Genomic DNA, 17,828 nt, shown 5'->3' on the forward strand with positions numbered 1-17,828 from the left:
GCCCGCTGCTCGCGGGGTGCGTCAGCGCAGCATGCCGGCGCCGGCCAGCGGTTTTCACACATCAAACGAGTCAGGAGCAACGCGCGTGGCACAACACGGTTTGAGTCTCAACGACACGCACAGCAAGGTCATCGGGTATCTGCTGTGGATCTTCGGTTTCACCGGAGCCCACCGGTTCTACTATGGCAAACCCGTCACCGGCACGATCTGGTTTCTGACGCTGGGGCTGTTCGGGATCGGCTGGCTGATCGACCTGTTCCTGATCCCGAGCATGGACCGCCAGGCGGACCTGCGTTTCCGGGCTGGCCCGACCAGCTACACCCTGGCGTGGATCCTGCTGACGTTCCTGGGGATCTTCGGCATTCATCGGATGTACATGGGAAAGTGGATCACCGGGTTGATCTACCTGTTGACCGGCGGCTTGTTCCTGATCGGCGTTCTCTACGACTTCTGGACGCTCAACGATCAGATATCGTTGAAGCATGCCCGCCGCGGCCTTTGACCGCGTCGGTCGCAGGCCTATCATCAGGATACTGGCCATGACGTTACAGGGAGGTAACGTATGTCGGAGCGAATGAATCTCACCGATACTCTCGAGACGCTCGACCAGCAGGTCGAGGATGAGACGATAACGCTGCAGGATATCGTCGATACCTTCAATGCCCGCGGGTTCGGTCCCGTGGTGTTGCTGCCGGCGCTGATTGCATTGCTGCCCACCGGCGGCGTGCCAGGGGTGCCGAGCCTCTGCGGCATTTTCATTGCGCTGATGGCGATCCAACTGGTCTTCGGGCGCAGGAGCCCGTGGCTACCGAAAGCCCTGGCCGAACGCGGCATCAGCCACGAACGGTGGCATCGCGTCACCCAGCGCGTCAGGCCCTGGACGCGGAGAATCGATCGATTCCTCGCGCCTAGGCTGTCCTGGCTGACCGGGGAAGTGAGCCAGCGCCTGCTGGCGCTGCTGATGGTGGTGCTGGGGCTCGGGATGATGCCACTGGAGTTGCTACCGTTCGCCGCTGCCATCCCCGCACTGGCGATCGTCATCATGGCGCTCGGCCTGACCGCCGGGGATGGCCTGATGATGCTGATCGGCCTCGCCATCACCGTGGCCGGGGGCGTCGGCCTCTGGCTGATCTGATCGGTTCGTGCCACTGGCCCGTTCGACCCGAATCGCCCCGTACGCCCGGAACTGGCACTCCATTTCCGGGCGTACGGGGCGTTGCATCGAGCGATTGGGGGCGAGTCAGTTTCGGGCGATCAGGGTGGGGTCGTAATTTCCCTGGCGCTCGGCCTGGGAGAGCATGGCGACGCCCTGGGTATCGCCCTGTTTGGCCAGGCTCTCGAAGATGACCCGATAGGCCAGCACGGCCTGCACGTAATCCCGGGTCTCCCGGAAAGGGATGCTCTCGACGAAGCGGTCGAATTCACGCGGCGCGCTGGTCAGCCATCGATCCACGCGCTGGGGGCCGGCATTGTAGGCCGCCGTCGCCGCGATCCGATTGCCGCGATAGCGCTCCAGCATCGAATGAATGTAGGTGCTGCCCAGGCGGATGTTGAGCTGAGGCTCGAACAGCTCCGAGGTGCTGGGGGCGCTGATACCGAGATTGCGGGCGACATGGTCGGCGGTGCCCGGCATCAGCTGCATCAGCCCGCGCGCTCCCACCGGGGATGTCGCCTGCGGGTTGAAGGCACTCTCGCGCCTGGCGATACCCATCAGCAGGTAGGGATCGACCTGGTTGAGCTCGCCCCACTTGATGAACGAGTCGCGGTAGGCCGCCGGAAAGCGCCAGGGCAGAGCGTCCCACTGTTTCGCGGCAATGGTGGTCTGTATCGCCATCCCGAACCAGCCCTGACGAATCGCGTAGTCGGCCAGTGCTTCGGCCTGGTCCGGTGTGTCGCGAGCGGCGGCGGTATACCACTCGCTGCGCGCCAGGCCCTCTTCGCCGATGCGCATCAGCGCCTCGGTGCGCTTGACCACCGGCAGCATGCCCGTCAGTTCCTGCTGTAACGTCGAGACTTGGGTATTGGCCATCTGCAACTGGTAGGGCTGCCCCAGGCGATCGGCGGCGGCAAAGCCGAAAAAGCTACGATCCTGGGCGGCCAGTTGATAGGCCTGGCGCGCCTTGGCCTCGTCGCCCATCGCCTCGCTGGCGCGTCCGAGCCAGTACTGCCAATGGGCCTCCGCCCGTACGTCGGGCGGGAGCGCTTCGCTCCAGCGCGCGACATTGGGCCAATTGCCTTCGGTGACCGCATTGCGAATGCGCAGCTCGATCAGATCGGCGTCCGCGAGACGCGGTAGCGTCGTGTCGACCCAGCCCTGGTTGTTGTCGACGTCGCGAACCATGGAGTAGAACGCCAGGTCGTGCTCTATCCGGTGACGCCGCTCGTCGCTGAGCGACACATGGGGCGCGATCTTGCGCCAGGCCTCCAGCGAGGCTTCGGTATCGGCGCGTGTCAGGCCGTGCATGGCGGCGGCGATCAGGGCTCCGCTGGCCTCGCCGTCAGGACCCAGGTCCAGCGGAACCCGGGTCACCCCGGCATAATTGCCGCGGACGCTATCGAAGCTGTCGATGGCGCGCTGCCAACTGTCGTCCAGGCCGCGCTCGAGGTAGGTGACCAGCCCGTCCTGACCGTTCTCCCACGCCAGCATCATGCGCTCCCAGGTGTCCTCGTCGGTCAGCACGCCGCGCTGCTGAAGCGTCGAGAACAGAGTGTCGCAGGCCTCGGGCTGGGAGGCGCCAACGTGCCACAGCTTCTCCCCGCCCGCCGCGGCCTCGGCCGGATCGCGGTCGAGAAGCGCGGTGTAGTAGTAGCACTGACGGATGGTCGCGGAGGGCTCGCCATCGCTGATCGCCAGCAGGTCGTCGAAGCGTCCCAACTGGCCGAACCGGGTCTGGGCGGCGCCGCGCATCCAGTCCGCCAGCGGGGAGTCGCCATGGCGAACGATGAAGTCGTTGACCTCCGCCGCAGACGCAGTGGCGAGCCGGGCACGAAGCCGGTGGTACTCCACGTAACCGGCCAGTACATGGTCCTGTATGGCGGCCTGGTCGATATCGTCCCAGCGCCGGTCGCGGGCGGCATCCAGCGCCTGCTTCATGATCCGGTCGTCATTGGTGCTGACGTCTGGCGACGTCACGACGGCCTGGGCACCGGTGCTCAAGCCCATGGCGCCGGCCAGGCACCAGCTGAACCAACGTCTGCGGATGGGCAATGCGGGCATTGGGTCTCTCTCTTTTTTTCGAAGCGCTCTCGTCGTCGAACGCGGCGGGTCTGATCGTGCGGCCGACGACAGCCTCGCCGGCGCCGGAGGCGGCGCCGCGGCCGGGCCGTCCGCCAGGACCGGGTCGACTCATGGCGACCATCGTCGCCGATGGGGAGCGACTTGGGTAGCCCCGTTTCACAACGCCAACGTTGAATCTTGGTCGAATCGTGACCATCTCTAGGGTCAGGTAACGGCGATCGCGCCTTCTTCCCCCATCCATCACTAGAGGTTCGACCATGAATCCCTGGCGTTTCGTGACCCAGCTCTCCCGCCTCAGACAGCGTGGCGGCGCCTTGGCCCGGATCGGACGCGCCTTTCGCGTCTTCGGACCCATGAGCATGGATGTCCTTCGTGGACGCTACCGCCCCATTCCGTGGGCGGCTTTCGGGTGGATGGCGCTGGCACTGGTCTACCTGGTGTCGCCGCTGGACCTGATCCCCGACTTCCTGATGATCATCGGGCTCATCGATGACGTCTTCATCGTCGGCTGGTTGCTGACGCGGGTCGACCGGGCGATGGGCGACTATCGCCGCTGGAAGGGCATCGACGACGAGGTCGTCGTCGACTGAACGCGCTTCCCGCGCGCATGGCTTGAAATGGGGCTGGCCAGCCCCATATCGCTGAGCACCCAATTTCGTTCGTCTTCATTTTCCGTTTCGTCTTCATCACGAAAAACCGTCAAGAGGCCATCAATGACCACCGCGACTCAAGAAGAAACGCTAGGCTTTCAGACCGAGGTCAAGCAGCTTCTCCATTTGATGATCCACTCCCTGTACTCCAACCGGGAGATTTTCCTGCGTGAGCTGATCTCCAATTCGGCTGACGCCTGCGACAAACTGCGCTACGAGGCGTTGGAGAATGACGGTCTCTACGCCGGCGACGCCGAGTTGCGCGTCGAGATCGAGCATGACGCCGAGGCGGGCACGGTGACCGTGCGCGATACCGGTATCGGCATGAACCGCGACGAGGTGATCAAGAACCTGGGGACGATCGCCAAGAGCGGTACCGCGGATTTCCTCAAGCAGCTCTCCGGCGAAAAGCAGAAAGACGCCAAGTTGATCGGCCAGTTCGGCGTCGGCTTCTACTCCGGTTTCATCGTCGCCGACGAGATGGTGGTGCGCACGCGCCGCGCCGACAGCGATCAGGGGGTCGAGTGGCGCTCGAGGGGCGAGGGCGAGTTCACCATCGCCGACATCGACTACCCCCAGCGCGGTACCGAGATCGTGCTCCATCTGAAGGATGACGCCAAGGAGTTCGCCGACGACTTCCGGCTCAAGAATCTGGTTCGCAAGTACTCGGATCACATCGATGTGCCGGTGCGCATGCCCAAGGTCGAGAAGGCTCGCGACGAAGAGGGCAACGAGATCGAAGGCAGCGAGACCGTCAGTTGGGAAACCGTCAACGAGGCGACCGCGCTGTGGGTGCGACCCAAGGCCGAGATCGGCGACGACGAGTACAAGGCGTTCTACAAGCATATCGCCCACGATTTCAGCGACCCGCTGACCTGGAGCCACAACAAGGTCGAAGGCAAGCTCGAGTACACCAGCCTGCTCTACGTGCCGGAGCGTGCCCCGTTCGATCTCTACCAGCGTGACGGCGTGCGCGGGCTCAAGCTCTACGTCCAGCGCGTCTTCATCATGGACGATGCCGAGGCTTTCCTGCCGCTCTATCTGCGCTTCGTCAAGGGCGTGCTTGATTCCCGCGATCTACCGTTGAACGTCTCCCGCGAGCTGCTGCAGAAATCGCCGCAGGTCGACTCGATGAAGTCGGCGTTGACCAAGCGTGCGCTGGACATGCTCAAGAAGCTGTCGAAGGACAAGGAAGCCTATCAGACCTTCTGGAACACCTTCGGCGACGTGCTGAAGGAAGGTCCGGCGGAGGACTACGCCAACCGCGACAAGATCTCGGGGCTGCTGCGCTTCTCGACCACCCATACCGACAGTGCGACGCAGGACCAGTCGCTGGCGGATTACGTCGAGCGCATGAAGGAGGGCCAGAAGAAGATCTATTACATCGTCGCGGACGGTTTCAACGCGGCCAGCCACAGCCCGCACCTGGAGATCTTCCGCAAGAAGGGGATCGAGGTCCTGCTGCTGCATGATCGCATCGACGAGTGGCTGATGAGCCATCTGACCGAGTTCGACGGCAAGTCGTTCGCCGATGTGGCCAAGGGCGATCTGGAACTCGACGACATGGCCGATGAAGCCGAGAAGCAGGCCCAGGAAGAGACGGCCAAGTCGAAGGAGGAACTGGTCAAGCGAGTCAAGGAGGTGCTGGGCGATAACGTTCAGGAGGTACGGGTCACCCATCGCCTGACCGATTCACCGGCCTGCGTGGTCCTGCCGGAGCACGAGATGGGCTTCCAGATGCGTCGGATGATGGAGGCGGCCGGGCAGCCGTTGCCGGAAGTGAAACCTATCCTCGAGCTCAATCCGGAACACGCCCTCGTGTCACGACTCGAAAGTACCGAGGGGGGCAATTTCGACGATCTGGCCCATATCCTGCTGGATCAGGCGGTCATTGCCGAGGGTGGCCACCTCGACGATCCGGCGGCCTACGTCAAGCGCCTCAACCAGCTGCTAAGTGCCTGATCGATATCAGGCATCGTGCATGCAGCGTGTCATGGCCGGCCCTCGTGGCCGGCCATTCTTTTACTGAAAATGGGCTAATTGCACCTTTTTTCCTCAAGTTTGCAGTCAATGGCTGGTAACCTGCCGACTTCTTTTCAACGGAGGAGCGAGCATGTCGCGTTCCTTTTTATCGTGTTTGTCTGAATTTTCCCCCGTCGACTCCCGTCGGCGCAGTCGTCGGAAGCTATCGCAGCACGCCGCCGCGGCCATCGTGGGACTGGGGATCACGCTCAGCACTGCAACGTTTTCGATAGCGGCTCATGGCGAACCGCTCTCAAAAACTCCTCAGTCGCCCCCTCACACCGTGTCGACGCTCACGTCTCGCGTTCACCCCCCGGCCCTGGATCCGGTGAGTGAGCTTCCGGATCTGGGCGAGATCAAGGCGGGCCCGAAGCGCAAGGCCGCTTTCCTGAGCATGCTGGTCCCCCTGGTGCAGGCCGAGAACGCCCGCATTCAGAGCGACCGCAACTGGCTGTTCGCGGTCAGCACCCGTGTCAATCCGCTGCGCGACGACGAGAAGGCGCGTCTGGCGCGACTGTGCGACGCCTACGGGGTGACCTGCGAGCCGGGCCAGGTGAGCCGGGAGCTGCTTAGCCGGGTCAATACCATTCCGCTGGAGATGGTGGTGATCCAGGCCGTCGAGGAGTCCGGCTGGGGGACCTCGCGCATCGCCCGCGAGAGCAACAATCTGTTCGGTATGCGCTGCTTCTCGGCCGGCTGCGGCATTGCCCAGAACGGCACCTCGCGGCGCTTCCAGGTGTTCGATAGCGTGCGTGACGGCGTCCGAGCCTACCTGCACAACCTGAACACCCACCGTGCCTATGCCCAACTGCGCCAGGAGCGCATGGTGCTCGCCACGAGTGGCCGTTCGATCTCGGCCGAGCGGCTGATCGGCAAGCTGCACAACTACTCGACGTCACCCAACTATCAGCAGCAGCTGCTGTCGCTGTTGCGCACCAACGGTGACCTGATCCGGGATCATGGCATCGACGATCCTTTCGCGGCAGGCAGCCCGGCCTGATTCGTCAGGCCGAGTACTCGACTCGAACCGGACCTCGCGAGCGCTACCGAAGAGAGATCGTCGGGTAGCGCCGGTTCGTGTGTGACCGCTCTTTTGGGCTAGACTACAGCCAATCCCCGCCAACCCGAGGAGGCCGCCATGGCCAGCGCGACATCCCTCGAGTCACTGACCTTCGACAATGTCTGGTCTCGCTTTCCCCAGGACTTCTTCAGCCGGGTGAACCCAACCCCCTGGCGCGACACTCGGCTGCTCGACGTCAGTCCTGCGGGCGCCGCGCGGCTGGGGCTGGAGGTGGACGATATCGATCGGGAGCGGTTGACTGCCCTGATGAGCGGCGAGCGCCTGCTGGATGGCATGGAGCCGCTGGCCCAGAAATACACCGGCCACCAGTTCGGTACCTACAACCCAGCGCTCGGCGACGGCCGCGGGTTGCTGCTGGGCGAGGCGATGACGCCGCAGGGGCCGATCGACCTGCATCTCAAGGGTGCCGGCCAGACACCCTACTCGCGTTTCGGCGATGGCCGCGCGGTACTGCGCTCCTCGATCCGCGAATATCTGGCCGGGGAGGCGATGACCGGGCTCAAGATCCCCACCACTCAGGCGTTGGCCGTCGCCATCAATGGCGAGAAGGTCATGCGCGAGCGTGTCGAACCGGGTGCGACCCTGCTGCGCCTGGCCGAGAGTCACGTCCGATTCGGTCACTTCGAATGGCTCTACCAGCAGCAGCGGGTGGAGGACATCGAGCGGCTGATGCGCCACGTGATCGATCGCCACCGCTCCGACCTGGCCCAGGAGGAGGCGCCGCTCGAGGCGCTGTTCCAGGACGTGGTCACCCGCACCGCCGAACTGGTCGCCCGCTGGCAGGCGTACGGTTTCGTGCATGCGGTGATGAACACCGACAACATGTCGATTCTGGGACTGACGCTGGACTACGGTCCCTATGCGTTCATGGATCGCTTCGAGTCCAATCTGACTCCCAACCATACCGATGCCTCGGGTCGCTACGCCTTCGACCAGCAGCCGGGCGTGGCATTGTGGAACCTGACCGTACTGGGGCAATCACTGACCCCCTTGATCGAAGTGGCGCGGCTGCGTGAAATACTCGACAGCTACGAGCCCACGTTGCAGGCCGCCTACGCCATCCTGATGCGGGGGCGTCTCGGGCTCGAGACCGAGCAGGAGAGCGACGGCGAACTGATCGACGAATGGCTCGACCTGCTCGAGCGCTCGCGGGCCGATTTCCATCGCAGTTTTCGCGCACTGAGTGACCGGGATGTGGTCGGTGGCCTGTCACTGGCCGAGGAGATCGACAGCCCCGCGCTAGGTCCCTGGCTCGAGCGCTACCATCAGCGGCTGGCTTGCGAGCACCGCGGGGAGACCGAGCGTCTGGCGGCGATGCGGCGTGTCAATCCGCTCTATGTCCTGCGCACCCATCTGGCGCAACAGGTGATCGAGGCAGCGGAGGAGGGCGACACTCGTCCACTTGCCACGTTTCGCGAGCTGCTTTCATCGCCGTTCAATCGTCGACCCGGCATGGATATCTGGGCCGAGGCACCGGCGGCGAGCGCGCCACCGGTATGCCTCTCCTGTTCGTCCTGATGACCAGGTGCCGGTGGAATCCACCGGCATTATCGGTGATAAGTCATTCGTTATAAGTTGGATAACGAAAATGTGACGTTCATTTTTTAATATTGAAAACAAGCGGTTGTTGGCGGTTTTAAACATAACGCATTCATTATGCCTGCCATAAAATATTGATCGGGTTGGTTTTTCTCCTAATTGCTTGATTCGCCTCCATTCTTTCCGGAAAACTGTCGTACCTATCCACAACGCTCAACCCGATGATCGGTGCCTTCTCGGCCTGATCCATCGCCGGCGGGCACTGGGCCGCCGCGTCATCGGCGAACCGGTCATCGGGAATCGTTGAGCGATATACGAAAGAAGGAATCTCGACACATGGGTGATCATCGGGAGAACGACGAATGAAAATCGGGGCGCCGAAGGAGCTCGCCAAGGGAGAGGCGCGGGTGGCGCTGACGCCCGAGAGTGCGCAGCAGATACAGAAACTGGGGCACGAGTGCCTGATCGAGAGCGGTGCCGGCGTGCTGGCCGGGTTCAGCGACGAGGCTTATCGCGATGCCGGTGTCAGCGTGGTGGAAGGCGCTGCCGCCCTTTGGCGCGAAGCCGAGGTGGTGATCAAGGTGCGCGAGCCTCTGGCCGAGGAGACCGAGCGGCTAAGGGAAGGGCAGACGCTGATCACGTTCTTCTGGCCGGCGCAGAACGAGGAGAATCTCGAGCGTTGCCGTGCCAAGGGCGCGACAGTGGTCGCCATGGACATGGTGCCGCGGATCTCGCGTGCCCAGAAGATGGACGCGCTCTCCAGCACCGCCAACATTGCCGGCTACCGTGCCGTGATCGAAGCCGGCAATCAGTTCGGGCGCTTCTTCACCGGCCAGGTGACGGCAGCGGGCAAGGTGCCGCCGGCCAAGGTGCTGATCGTCGGCGCCGGCGTCGCCGGTCTGGCGGCGATCGGTACCGCCACCAGCCTGGGCGCGGTGGTGCGCGCCTTCGACGTGCGCCCGGAAGTCGCCGAGCAGATCGAGTCGATGGGCGCCGAGTTCCTGTTCCTCGATTTCGAGGATAGCCAGGATGGCGCGGGCAGCGGCGGGTATGCGGCACCCTCCAGCCCCGAGTTTCGTGACAAGCAGCTGGCACTGTTCCGCGAGCAGGCGCCGGAAGTGGACATCGTCATCACCACCGCGCTGATCCCGGGCCGGCCGGCACCCAAGCTGTGGCTCGAGGATATGGTCGCGCTGATGAAGCCCGGTTCGGTGATCGTCGATCTGGCCGCCGAGAAGGGCGGCAACTGCGATCTGACCGTACCCGACGAGCGCATCGTCACCGACAACGGCGTGATCGTGGTCGGTTACACCGATTTCCCCTCGCGCATGGCGACCCAGGCTTCGCTGCTCTACGCCACCAACATTCGCCACATGCTGACCGATCTGACGCCGGAGAAGGATGGTGTCATCGTCCATGACATGGAGGATGACGTCATTCGTGGGGCCACGGTGACCCATGCCGGTGAAGTCACCTTCCCGCCGCCCCCGCCCAAGGTCAAGGCGATCGCGGCTGCCAAGCCCAAGCCCAAGGTCAAGGAGCCGACACCGGAGGAGAAGAAGGCGGCCGAGCACGCCGCATTCCTGGCCCAGAGCAAGCGCCAGATCGGCATTCTCGTCGCCGGTGGCGTGCTGATGTGGTTGCTGGGGATGGTCGCGCCGGCGTCGTTCATGCAGCACTTCATCGTTTTCGTCCTGGCCTGCTTCGTCGGGTTCCAGGTGATCTGGAACGTCAGTCACTCGCTGCATACGCCGTTGATGGCGGTGACCAATGCGATCTCCGGCATCGTCATCCTGGGTGCGATCATGCAGATCGGCTCCGGCAGTGGGCTGGTGGCGCTACTGGCGGCCGTCTCGGTGCTGATCGCGTCGATCAACATCGTCGGTGGCTTCCTGGTGACCCGTCGCATGCTCGCCATGTTCCAGAAATCCTGACCCGCGGAGAGAAAGGCAATGTTGCAACATGAGTTCGTTTCCGCCGCGGCGATCGCGGCGAGTGTCCTGTTCATCCTCTCCCTGGGCGGGTTGAGCAATCAGGAGAAGGCCAAGCGCGCGGTCTGGTACGGTATCGTCGGGATGGCGATCGCGGTGTTCTTCACCGCCCTGGGGCCGCTGATCGGCGGCTACGGCTGGATGATCCCGATGATGCTGGTCGGCGGTCTGGTCGGCGCCTGGCTGTCACGCAAGGTCGAGATGACCGAAATGCCGCAACTGGTGGCGGCGCTGCACAGCTTCGTCGGGCTGGCGGCGGTGTTCATCGGCTGGAACGCCGAGCTGGAACGAGCCCGGGTCATGGCGATCAAGACCGCCGGTGTCTCCTTCGACGGGCTCTCGGCGTTCGCCGCGACCCTGGCCCACAAGACGCCGGCGGAACTCGCCTTCCTGCAGGGCGAGGTGGTGCTGGGCGTGTTCATCGGTGCGGTGACGTTTACCGGCTCGGTGGTGGCGTTCGGCAAGCTGGCCGGCAGAATCGGCGGCAAGCCGCACAAGCTGCCCGGCGGGCATCTGCTCAACGCCGGCGCGGTAGCGCTGTGCCTGCTGCTGGCCATCGCCTACTTCAACGGCGCCGGCTTCTGGACGCTGTTGCTGTTGGCGGCGCTGGCGTTCTTCATCGGCTGGCATCTGATCATGGGCATCGGCGGCGCCGACATGCCGGTGGTGGTGTCGATGCTCAACAGCTACTCCGGCTGGGCGGCGGCGGCGATCGGTTTCACCCTCTCCAATGATCTGCTGATCGTCACCGGGGCCCTGGTCGGCTCCTCCGGTGCGATTCTCTCCTACATCATGTGCAAGGCGATGAACCGCAACTTCGTCAGCGTGATTCTGGGCGGCTTCGGCGGGGCCCAAGGGCCGGCTGCGGAGATCGAGGGCGAGCAGATCGCCATCGACACGGGGGGCGTGGCGAGCGCGCTCAACGATGCCGACAGCGTGATCATCGTCCCCGGTTACGGCATGGCCGTGGCCCAGGCCCAGAACGCGGTGAGCGATCTGGTGCGCAAGCTGCGGGCGGCGGGCAAGGAGGTGCGTTTCGGTATCCATCCCGTCGCCGGCCGCCTGCCGGGGCACATGAACGTGCTGCTGGCGGAGGCCCGCGTACCCTACGACATCGTGCTGGAGATGGACGAGATCAATGACGATTTCGCCACCACCGACGTGGTGATCGTCATCGGCTCCAACGACATCGTCAATCCGGCGGCGCAGGAAGATCCCGCGAGCCCCATCGCCGGCATGCCGGTGCTGAAGGTTTGGGAGTCGAAGCAGGTGTTCGTGTGCAAGCGAGGCCAGGGCACCGGCTACTCCGGTATCGAGAACCCGCTGTTCTTCAAGGAGAACACGCGCATGCTCTACGGCGATGCCCGCGCCAGCATCGACTCGCTGGTGGGGATGATCGACTAGGTCATGTCGGTAGCGTCGGCAAGCGATGACCGGGAGGCAGGGATTGGTCGAGAGGCGGGCCGGCGTGCCGGTTCACGCGGACAAGGGCAGGTCTCGGGCCGATCCATGACGACACCTGGCCAAGCCCGGCTTAGGTGCCAGGCCTGGTGACCGCGACCTGCCGTCGATATCGCTGATCCGGCAAGAGCAACGCCCCGTTTTCGGGGCGTTTTTTCGTTACACTGTGGGTATCGCTCATCGTCAATGGAACGACCATGTCAGACAAGCACGGGTCAGAACAACGCATGCAGGTCGCGGTACTCGGCGGGGGGAGTTTCGGAACCGCCATCGCCAGCATCGCCGCCGACAATGGCGCCGAGGTTCGTCAATGGCTGCGCGACGAGGCCCTGGTCGATCAGATCAACCGCGAGCACCGAAATGGCCGCTATCTGCCGGACTATCCGATCAATCCGGCAGTGGTGGCCTCCACCGATCTGGCGACCACCGTCGCCGAGGCTGCCGTGGTGTTCATCGCGATCCCCTCCAAGGCGTTCCGCCAGGTGCTTCAGCAGGTGCGCCCGCACCTGAGGCCGGAGCAGATTCTGGTCAGTACCACCAAGGGGATCGAGGCCGACGGCTTCAAGCTGATGAGCCAGGTGATCGAGGAGGAGACCGGCTCGTCGCATATCGGGGCGTTGTCCGGTCCCAACCTGGCCGCGGAGATCGCCCAGAAGCATCTCACGGCCACGGTGATCGCCAGCGACGACCCGGTGACGCGGGCCTATGTCCAGGCGGCGCTGGGCTGCAGTTACTTCCGCGTCTATGCGGGCAACGATCGCTACGGCGCGGAGCTCGGGGGCTCGCTCAAGAACATCTACGCCATCGCCGCGGGCATGGCGGCGGCGCTGGGCATGGGCGAGAATACCCGCAGCATGTTGATGACCCGAGCGCTGGCCGAGATGAGCCGCTTTGCGGTGGCCCTCGGTGCCAATCCGATGACCTTTCTGGGGCTCTCCGGCGTCGGCGACCTGATCGTGACCTGTTCATCCGAGCTGTCGCGCAACTACCGGGTCGGCTATGCCCTGGGCCAGGGACACGATCTCGACTCCGCCATCGAAGTGCTCGGCCAGGTGGCGGAAGGCGTCAACACGGTCAAGCTGGTGTGCGAGAAAGCCCGGCAGGAGGATATCTACATGCCGCTGGCCCAGGGGCTCCACCAGGTCATGTTCGGCGGCATTCCGGCCAAGGACATGGCCAAGGCGCTGATGGAGAGCGAGCAGAGCAGCGACGTCGAGTTCATGCTGTCGCGAGAGGCGGTCTCCCGCGCTCACGATCTCGCGCCGGACAACGATTGATGGGCTGGCTGGCGGTGGTGCGGCATGGCGAGGCGGGGCCCGGGCGTCCTGACCGGGGGCGTCGGTTGACCCCGCGTGGCGAACACGAGGCGCAGGGCGCCGGGCGGTGGTTGGCTGCTCGTCCCGAGCTGGAAGGGGCGATGGTCTGGGCCAGCCCGTACGATCGCGCCCAGCAGACGGCGCAGGCCGTGGTCGAGGCGACGCGTTGCGACCTTGAGACCGTGGACACGATAACGCCGGATGACGATGTCGATGCCCTCGTCGAACGACTGACGGCACTCGAGGTGTCTCGACCCTTGATCATCGTCAGCCATATGCCGCTGGTCGGCGCTCTGGTCGGGCGGCTGGTCGAGGGCTCCCCTGGCGCCGGCATCGCCTTTCCGACCGCCGGCATCGCGCTGCTCGAGGCCGATGTCTGGGCGGCGGGTTGCGCCACCTCGAGGGCCTTCGTCGGGCCACCCTATGCTTGAGGCGCGAGTGGCACACCGGGTTCCCCAGCCTCTCATCGCTGGCGAGATAGCCCCGTTCACTGTCGAAATAGCCCCGCGCTACCCACGGAGTCGATAGGCCGCCGAATGAGTCATGACAGCCATGGACGATAGCAGCACCAGAGGGCGCTCTTCCCGCTCCACCGGCAGCGCACGTCTGACCGACGTGGCGCGGGTGGCGGGCGTGGCGCCGATGACCGTGTCGCGGGCCCTCAATCGGCCGGAGCTGGTCAGCGAAAGCACGCGGCTGCGGGTGCAGCGGGCGGTACTGGAGACCGGCTACGTGCCCAACCGGGTTGCCGGCGCACTGGCGTCGAGCCGCAGCCGGCTGGTGGCGCTGCTGGTGCCAACGGTGGCGCACTCGCTGTTCGCCGAGGTGGTGCAGACGGTGATGGGCGTCCTGGCTCCGCAAGGTTATCAGGTGCTGCTGGGCCTGACCGGCTACACGCCGGAGCAGGAGGAGACGATTCTCGAGACCGTGCTGAGCCGCCGTCCCGACGGGATCGTGCTGACCGGCTGCCGTCATTCGGCGCTGACGCGCCAGCGACTCCTGTCGGCCAAGGTGCCTCTGGTCGAGATCTGGGACATGAGCGACGACCCGGTGGACATGCTGGTCGGGTTTTCCCATGAAGCGGTGGGGCGTGCCGTGGCCGAGCACCTGCTGGCACGCGGCTATCGCCGGTTCGGGCTCATCAGCGCGGACGATTCCCGCGGCAGGCGCCGCGTCGCCGGATTCATCGCCGGGCTCGAGGGCGCGGGCGAGGGCACCTATCAGCTGCGCGAGGTCGGTACACCCTCGAGCATGCCCTGGGGGCGAGGCATGAGCGCCGAGTTGCTCGATAGCCATTCGCTCGATGCGATCGTCTGCAGTTCCGATATCCTTGCCTTGGGTGTGCTGGCGGAAGCGCAGAGCCGCGGGCTGGCGGTGCCGGATCGACTGGCGATCATGGGCTTCGGCGACAGCAGCTATGCGGGTGCCAGCTTCCCGGCGCTGAGCACCGTGCGTATCGACGGCGCCGCCATCGGCCTGCGCGCGGCCGAGCACCTGCTCCAGCGAATGGCCCAGCCGACGTTCGAGCGTGCGGGCCAATCCCAAGATGTCGGCTTCGAGATCATCGATCGCGACACCACCTGACCGCCCCGAATCCGCCAGGGGCACCTGTCATTCTTTGGTCGAAGCCGCTCTCGCGATGCTTTGTCATACAAACTGATTGCGCTAACATTTCCTCGTTCAAGAGCCGAATGCTGTGGTGATAGCGCAACCATTCGCAGCGCCGAAACCCTCGGGAGCCAAGCTTCCCAGTCACGATAACGAGGAATCCGAATGTCTAGCGATGCGATCCGCTGGGTCCGTTTTTCCCATGTGCTGTTGCCACTGGCGACACCCATCAGTGATGCCAAGGTACTGACCGGTCGTCAGAAGCCCATGACCGAGGTCTCGTTTCTATTTGCCGAGATCGAAACCCGCGACGGCCATCAAGGTATCGGCTTCAGCTACTCCAAGCGCGCAGGGGGGGATGGTCAGTTTGCCCACGCCAAGGAGATCGCCCCGGCCATTCTGGACGAGGATCCCAGCGACATCGGCAAGCTCTGGCAGAAACTGGTCTGGGCCGGTGCATCGGTGGGGCGTAGCGGGCTGTCGACGCAGGCGATCGCCGCCATCGATGTCGGGCTGTGGGATCTCAAGGCCAGGCGGGCCGGGCTGCCGCTGGCCAAGCTGCTGGGTGCACATCGCGACTCCGTGCAGTGCTACAACACCTCGGGCGGTTTTCTGCACACGCCGATCGAGGAGGTCAAGGAGAACGCCACGCGCTCGCTCGAGAACGGTATCAAGGGCATCAAGATCAAGGTCGGCCAGCCCGACTCGCGTATCGACCTGCAGCGGGTGGAGGCAGTGCGCAAGCACCTGGGCGATGACATTCCGCTGATGATCGACGCCAACCAGCAGTGGGATCGCGCCACGGCACTGCGCTTCGGTCGGGCCATGGAGCCTTACAATCTGGTCTGGATCGAGGAGCCGCTGGACGCCTACGACGTGGAGGGGCATGCCGCGCTGGCCAGCGCGCTGGACACGCCGATCGCGACGGGAGAGATGCTGGCGAGCGTGGGCGAGCACATGGAGCTGATCAAGCATCGCAGCGCCGACATCATTCAACCGGACGCGCCACGCATCGGTGGGATCACCCAGTTCCTGAAGCTGGCGACGCTGGCGGATGCCGCCGGTCTGCAGCTGGCGCCGCACTTCGCGATGGAGATTCACCTGCATCTGGCGGCCGCCTATCCGGCCGAGCCGTGGGTCGAGCATTTCGACTGGCTCGAGCCGCTGTTCAACGAGAGCCTGGAGACCCGTGACGGTCGCATGCGGGTACCGGACCGGCCGGGGCTCGGCATCACGCTGACCGAGCAGGCACGTCGGTGGACGGTGGCTAGCGCCGAGTTCGGCAAACGCGGCTAGCAAGCCCGGAATCCATAGCTGCGCAGGTGGATCGCTGCGTCGCCCGGTGCCGGGGCGCCGGGCGCCTTGCGCTTCATGTTGCGCGCGGACTGCTGCGGCGTTCGTGCAACGATCGAATATCGAGGAGTGCGATATGAGTTTCCCCAAGATTACCAGGATGACCGTGATGCCGGTCGCCGGCTACGACAGCTTCCTGCTCAACCTGAGCGGCGGCCACGCACCCTGGTTCATTCGCTGCCTGTTGATTCTCGAGGATGACGCCGGCAATCAGGGCGTCGGCGAGATTCCTTCCAGCGAGGGGATCCTCAAGGGGCTCGAGCAGTGCCGCTCCCTGGTCGAGGGAGCTCGCGTCAACGAGGTCAAGCAGACGCTCAATCGTGCGCGGCTGCTGCTGGCCAGTAACGGCCGCGAGGAGCGGGGCCGCCAGACCTTCGACCTGCGCGTCGCCGTTCATGTCCTGACCGCCATCGAATCGGCGTTGTTCGATCTTTACGGTCAGGCGCTCGGTCAGCCGGTCGCCGACCTGCTGGGGCGGTTCGGGCGTCAGCGCGAGGAGGTCGAGGCGCTGGGCTACCTGTTCCTGCTCGGCGATCCGGACAAGACCGATCTGCCATATCCCAAGGCCGGCAGTCCGGCGGATGCCTGGGACGAGGTGCGCTGCAGGGAAGCCCTGACGCCGGACGCGGTGGCCAATCTGGCCAAGGCGGCTTATGAGCGTTATGGCTTCAGGGACTTCAAGCTCAAGGGCGGCGTCCTGCGCGGCGAGGAGGAGGCCGATTGCATCCGAGCGCTGCACGACGCCTTCCCCGAGGCGCGGCTGACCCTCGATCCCAACGGGGCCTGGAAGCTCGACGAGGCGGTCAGGATTCTCGAGCCGATCAAGGCGATTCTGAGCTATGCCGAAGATCCTTGTGGCCAGGAGGAGAGCTGGTCGGGTCGAGAAACCATGGCCGAGTTCAAGAAACGCACCGGCCTACCCACCGCCACCAACATGATCGCCACCGATTTCAAGCAGTTGCAGTACGCGGTGGCACTCAATGCGGTCGACATCCCGCTGGCGGATTGCCACTTCTGGACCATGCAGGGCGCGGTCATGGTCGGCGAGCTGTGCGACGAGTGGGGCATGACCTGGGGCTCTCACTCCAACAATCACTTCGATGTCTCCCTGGCGATGATGACCCACGTGGCAGCAGCCTGCCCCGGCAATATCACGGCCATCGATACCCACTGGATCTGGCAGGATGGGCAGCGCCTGACCGAGCGACCGTTCGAGATCCGGGATGGCAAGTTGAAAGTGCCGAAAACGGGGGGGCTCGGGGTCAAGCTCGATATGGCCCAGGTGGAAAAGGCCCATGCGCTTTACCAGTCGCTCGATGTGCGCAGCCGTAATGACGCCATGGCGATGCAGTACCTGATCGATGGCTGGTCGTTCGATCCCAAGCGCCCGGCGCTGGTGCGTTGAATCGGCCGTATCAGCGCGGGGCGGAGCCAGCGCCGGCCGCGCCGCATCAATGGCCGAGGAGGAGCCAGGAGCGGGCGTTAGGCAGGATGGTGGGCAGGACAAGGGCGTCAAGGGAGTGGACGAGGGTACTGCTAAATTACCTTTAGATACTTATTTTTACACTT

General features: G+C 64.5%; 14 protein-coding genes. 13 read left to right on the forward strand and 1 reads right to left on the reverse strand.

The genetic code is table 11. The features are described 5' to 3' along the window. Positions 1 to 85: 85 nt before the first annotated feature. Both AAGT95_RS13375 and AAGT95_RS13380 read left to right on the forward strand, forming a co-directional pair. Positions 86 to 502, forward strand: a complete 417-nt coding sequence (locus AAGT95_RS13375) for an NINE protein (RefSeq protein WP_198655816.1) — start codon at positions 86 to 88, stop codon at positions 500 to 502. Between the two features lie 60 nt (positions 503 to 562). After that, entirely contained in the window at positions 563 to 1,135 is a 573-nt protein-coding gene (locus tag AAGT95_RS13380) for an exopolysaccharide biosynthesis protein (protein ID WP_342594097.1), read from the forward strand. A gap of 105 nt (positions 1,136 to 1,240) precedes the next feature. On the opposite strand, the gene AAGT95_RS13385 is transcribed toward AAGT95_RS13380, so the two are convergent. Next, positions 1,241 to 3,217 carry a transglycosylase SLT domain-containing protein gene (locus tag AAGT95_RS13385; RefSeq protein ID WP_342594098.1) on the reverse strand — a complete coding sequence of 659 codons (1,977 nt, stop codon included), beginning with the start codon at positions 3,215 to 3,217 and terminating at the stop codon, positions 1,241 to 1,243. A 278-nt stretch (positions 3,218 to 3,495) separates the two neighbouring features. Here AAGT95_RS13385 and AAGT95_RS13390 point away from each other — a divergent pair, with 278 nt between their 5' ends. The 11 genes from AAGT95_RS13390 (at position 3,496) to AAGT95_RS13440 (ending at position 17,664) form a co-directional block, all read left to right on the forward strand. After that, positions 3,496 to 3,828: a YkvA family protein gene (locus tag AAGT95_RS13390; RefSeq protein ID WP_240612378.1), complete on the forward strand. Its 333-nt coding sequence runs from the start codon at positions 3,496 to 3,498 to the stop codon at positions 3,826 to 3,828. Positions 3,829 to 3,951: 123 nt separating this feature from the next. Next, complete coding sequence (htpG, locus tag AAGT95_RS13395; protein WP_342594099.1) at positions 3,952 to 5,850, forward strand: molecular chaperone HtpG; 1,899 nt, start codon at positions 3,952 to 3,954, stop codon at positions 5,848 to 5,850. Between the two features lie 388 nt (positions 5,851 to 6,238). Continuing rightward, positions 6,239 to 6,910, forward strand: coding sequence for a glucosaminidase domain-containing protein (locus AAGT95_RS13400; RefSeq protein WP_342594100.1), 672 nt, complete (start codon positions 6,239 to 6,241; stop codon positions 6,908 to 6,910). Between the two features lie 138 nt (positions 6,911 to 7,048). Beyond that, on the forward strand, positions 7,049 to 8,509 hold the full coding sequence (locus tag AAGT95_RS13405) for a protein adenylyltransferase SelO (RefSeq protein WP_342594101.1): 1,461 nt from the start codon (positions 7,049 to 7,051) through the stop codon (positions 8,507 to 8,509). Between the two features lie 383 nt (positions 8,510 to 8,892). Further along, positions 8,893 to 10,464, forward strand: coding sequence for a Re/Si-specific NAD(P)(+) transhydrogenase subunit alpha (locus AAGT95_RS13410; RefSeq protein WP_342594102.1), 1,572 nt, complete (start codon positions 8,893 to 8,895; stop codon positions 10,462 to 10,464). A gap of 18 nt (positions 10,465 to 10,482) precedes the next feature. Further along, the gene (locus AAGT95_RS13415) at positions 10,483 to 11,925 is read left to right on the forward strand and encodes an NAD(P)(+) transhydrogenase (Re/Si-specific) subunit beta (RefSeq protein ID WP_342594103.1); all 1,443 of its coding nucleotides are present in this window, start codon (positions 10,483 to 10,485) and stop codon (positions 11,923 to 11,925) included. A gap of 254 nt (positions 11,926 to 12,179) precedes the next feature. After that, complete coding sequence (locus AAGT95_RS13420; protein WP_240612380.1) at positions 12,180 to 13,259, forward strand: NAD(P)H-dependent glycerol-3-phosphate dehydrogenase; 1,080 nt, start codon at positions 12,180 to 12,182, stop codon at positions 13,257 to 13,259. Next, a complete protein-coding gene (gene sixA, locus AAGT95_RS13425; RefSeq protein WP_342594104.1) occupies positions 13,259 to 13,729 on the forward strand; it encodes a phosphohistidine phosphatase SixA in 471 nt (156 codons plus the stop codon). The genes AAGT95_RS13420 and sixA overlap by 1 nt, the downstream gene beginning before the upstream one ends. 112 nt (positions 13,730 to 13,841) lie before the next feature. Further along, positions 13,842 to 14,882 (forward strand): LacI family DNA-binding transcriptional regulator, encoded by a 1,041-nt coding sequence (locus tag AAGT95_RS13430; protein ID WP_342594105.1) that lies wholly within the window; start codon positions 13,842 to 13,844, stop codon positions 14,880 to 14,882. Between the two features lie 189 nt (positions 14,883 to 15,071). Next, the gene (locus AAGT95_RS13435; protein ID WP_342594106.1) at positions 15,072 to 16,202 is read left to right on the forward strand and encodes an L-talarate/galactarate dehydratase; all 1,131 of its coding nucleotides are present in this window, start codon (positions 15,072 to 15,074) and stop codon (positions 16,200 to 16,202) included. 133 nt (positions 16,203 to 16,335) lie between these two features. Beyond that, positions 16,336 to 17,664, forward strand: coding sequence for an enolase C-terminal domain-like protein (locus AAGT95_RS13440; protein ID WP_342594107.1), 1,329 nt, complete (start codon positions 16,336 to 16,338; stop codon positions 17,662 to 17,664). Positions 17,665 to 17,828 lie beyond the last annotated feature (164 nt).

The sequence above is a fragment of the Salinicola lusitanus genome (assembly GCF_038648475.1).
Lineage (GTDB): Bacteria > Pseudomonadota > Gammaproteobacteria > Pseudomonadales > Halomonadaceae > Salinicola > Salinicola lusitanus.

Bases quoted from the DNA above. Each gene is read 5' to 3' on its own strand.
- AAGT95_RS13380 (WP_342594097.1), top strand. From the start codon at position 563: ATGTCGGAGCGAATGAATCTCACCGATACTCTCGAGACGCTCGACCAG.
- AAGT95_RS13385 (WP_342594098.1), bottom strand. From the start codon at position 3,217: ATGCCCGCATTGCCCATCCGCAGACGTTGGTTCAGCTGGTGCCTGGCC.
- AAGT95_RS13390 (WP_240612378.1), top strand. From the start codon at position 3,496: ATGAATCCCTGGCGTTTCGTGACCCAGCTCTCCCGCCTCAGACAGCGT.
- htpG (WP_342594099.1), top strand. From the start codon at position 3,952: ATGACCACCGCGACTCAAGAAGAAACGCTAGGCTTTCAGACCGAGGTC.
- AAGT95_RS13405 (WP_342594101.1), top strand. From the start codon at position 7,049: ATGGCCAGCGCGACATCCCTCGAGTCACTGACCTTCGACAATGTCTGG.
- AAGT95_RS13410 (WP_342594102.1), top strand. From the start codon at position 8,893: ATGAAAATCGGGGCGCCGAAGGAGCTCGCCAAGGGAGAGGCGCGGGTG.
- AAGT95_RS13415 (WP_342594103.1), top strand. From the start codon at position 10,483: ATGTTGCAACATGAGTTCGTTTCCGCCGCGGCGATCGCGGCGAGTGTC.
- AAGT95_RS13420 (WP_240612380.1), top strand. From the start codon at position 12,180: ATGTCAGACAAGCACGGGTCAGAACAACGCATGCAGGTCGCGGTACTC.
- sixA (WP_342594104.1), top strand. From the start codon at position 13,259: ATGGGCTGGCTGGCGGTGGTGCGGCATGGCGAGGCGGGGCCCGGGCGT.
- AAGT95_RS13430 (WP_342594105.1), top strand. From the start codon at position 13,842: ATGACAGCCATGGACGATAGCAGCACCAGAGGGCGCTCTTCCCGCTCC.
- AAGT95_RS13435 (WP_342594106.1), top strand. From the start codon at position 15,072: ATGTCTAGCGATGCGATCCGCTGGGTCCGTTTTTCCCATGTGCTGTTG.
- AAGT95_RS13440 (WP_342594107.1), top strand. From the start codon at position 16,336: ATGAGTTTCCCCAAGATTACCAGGATGACCGTGATGCCGGTCGCCGGC.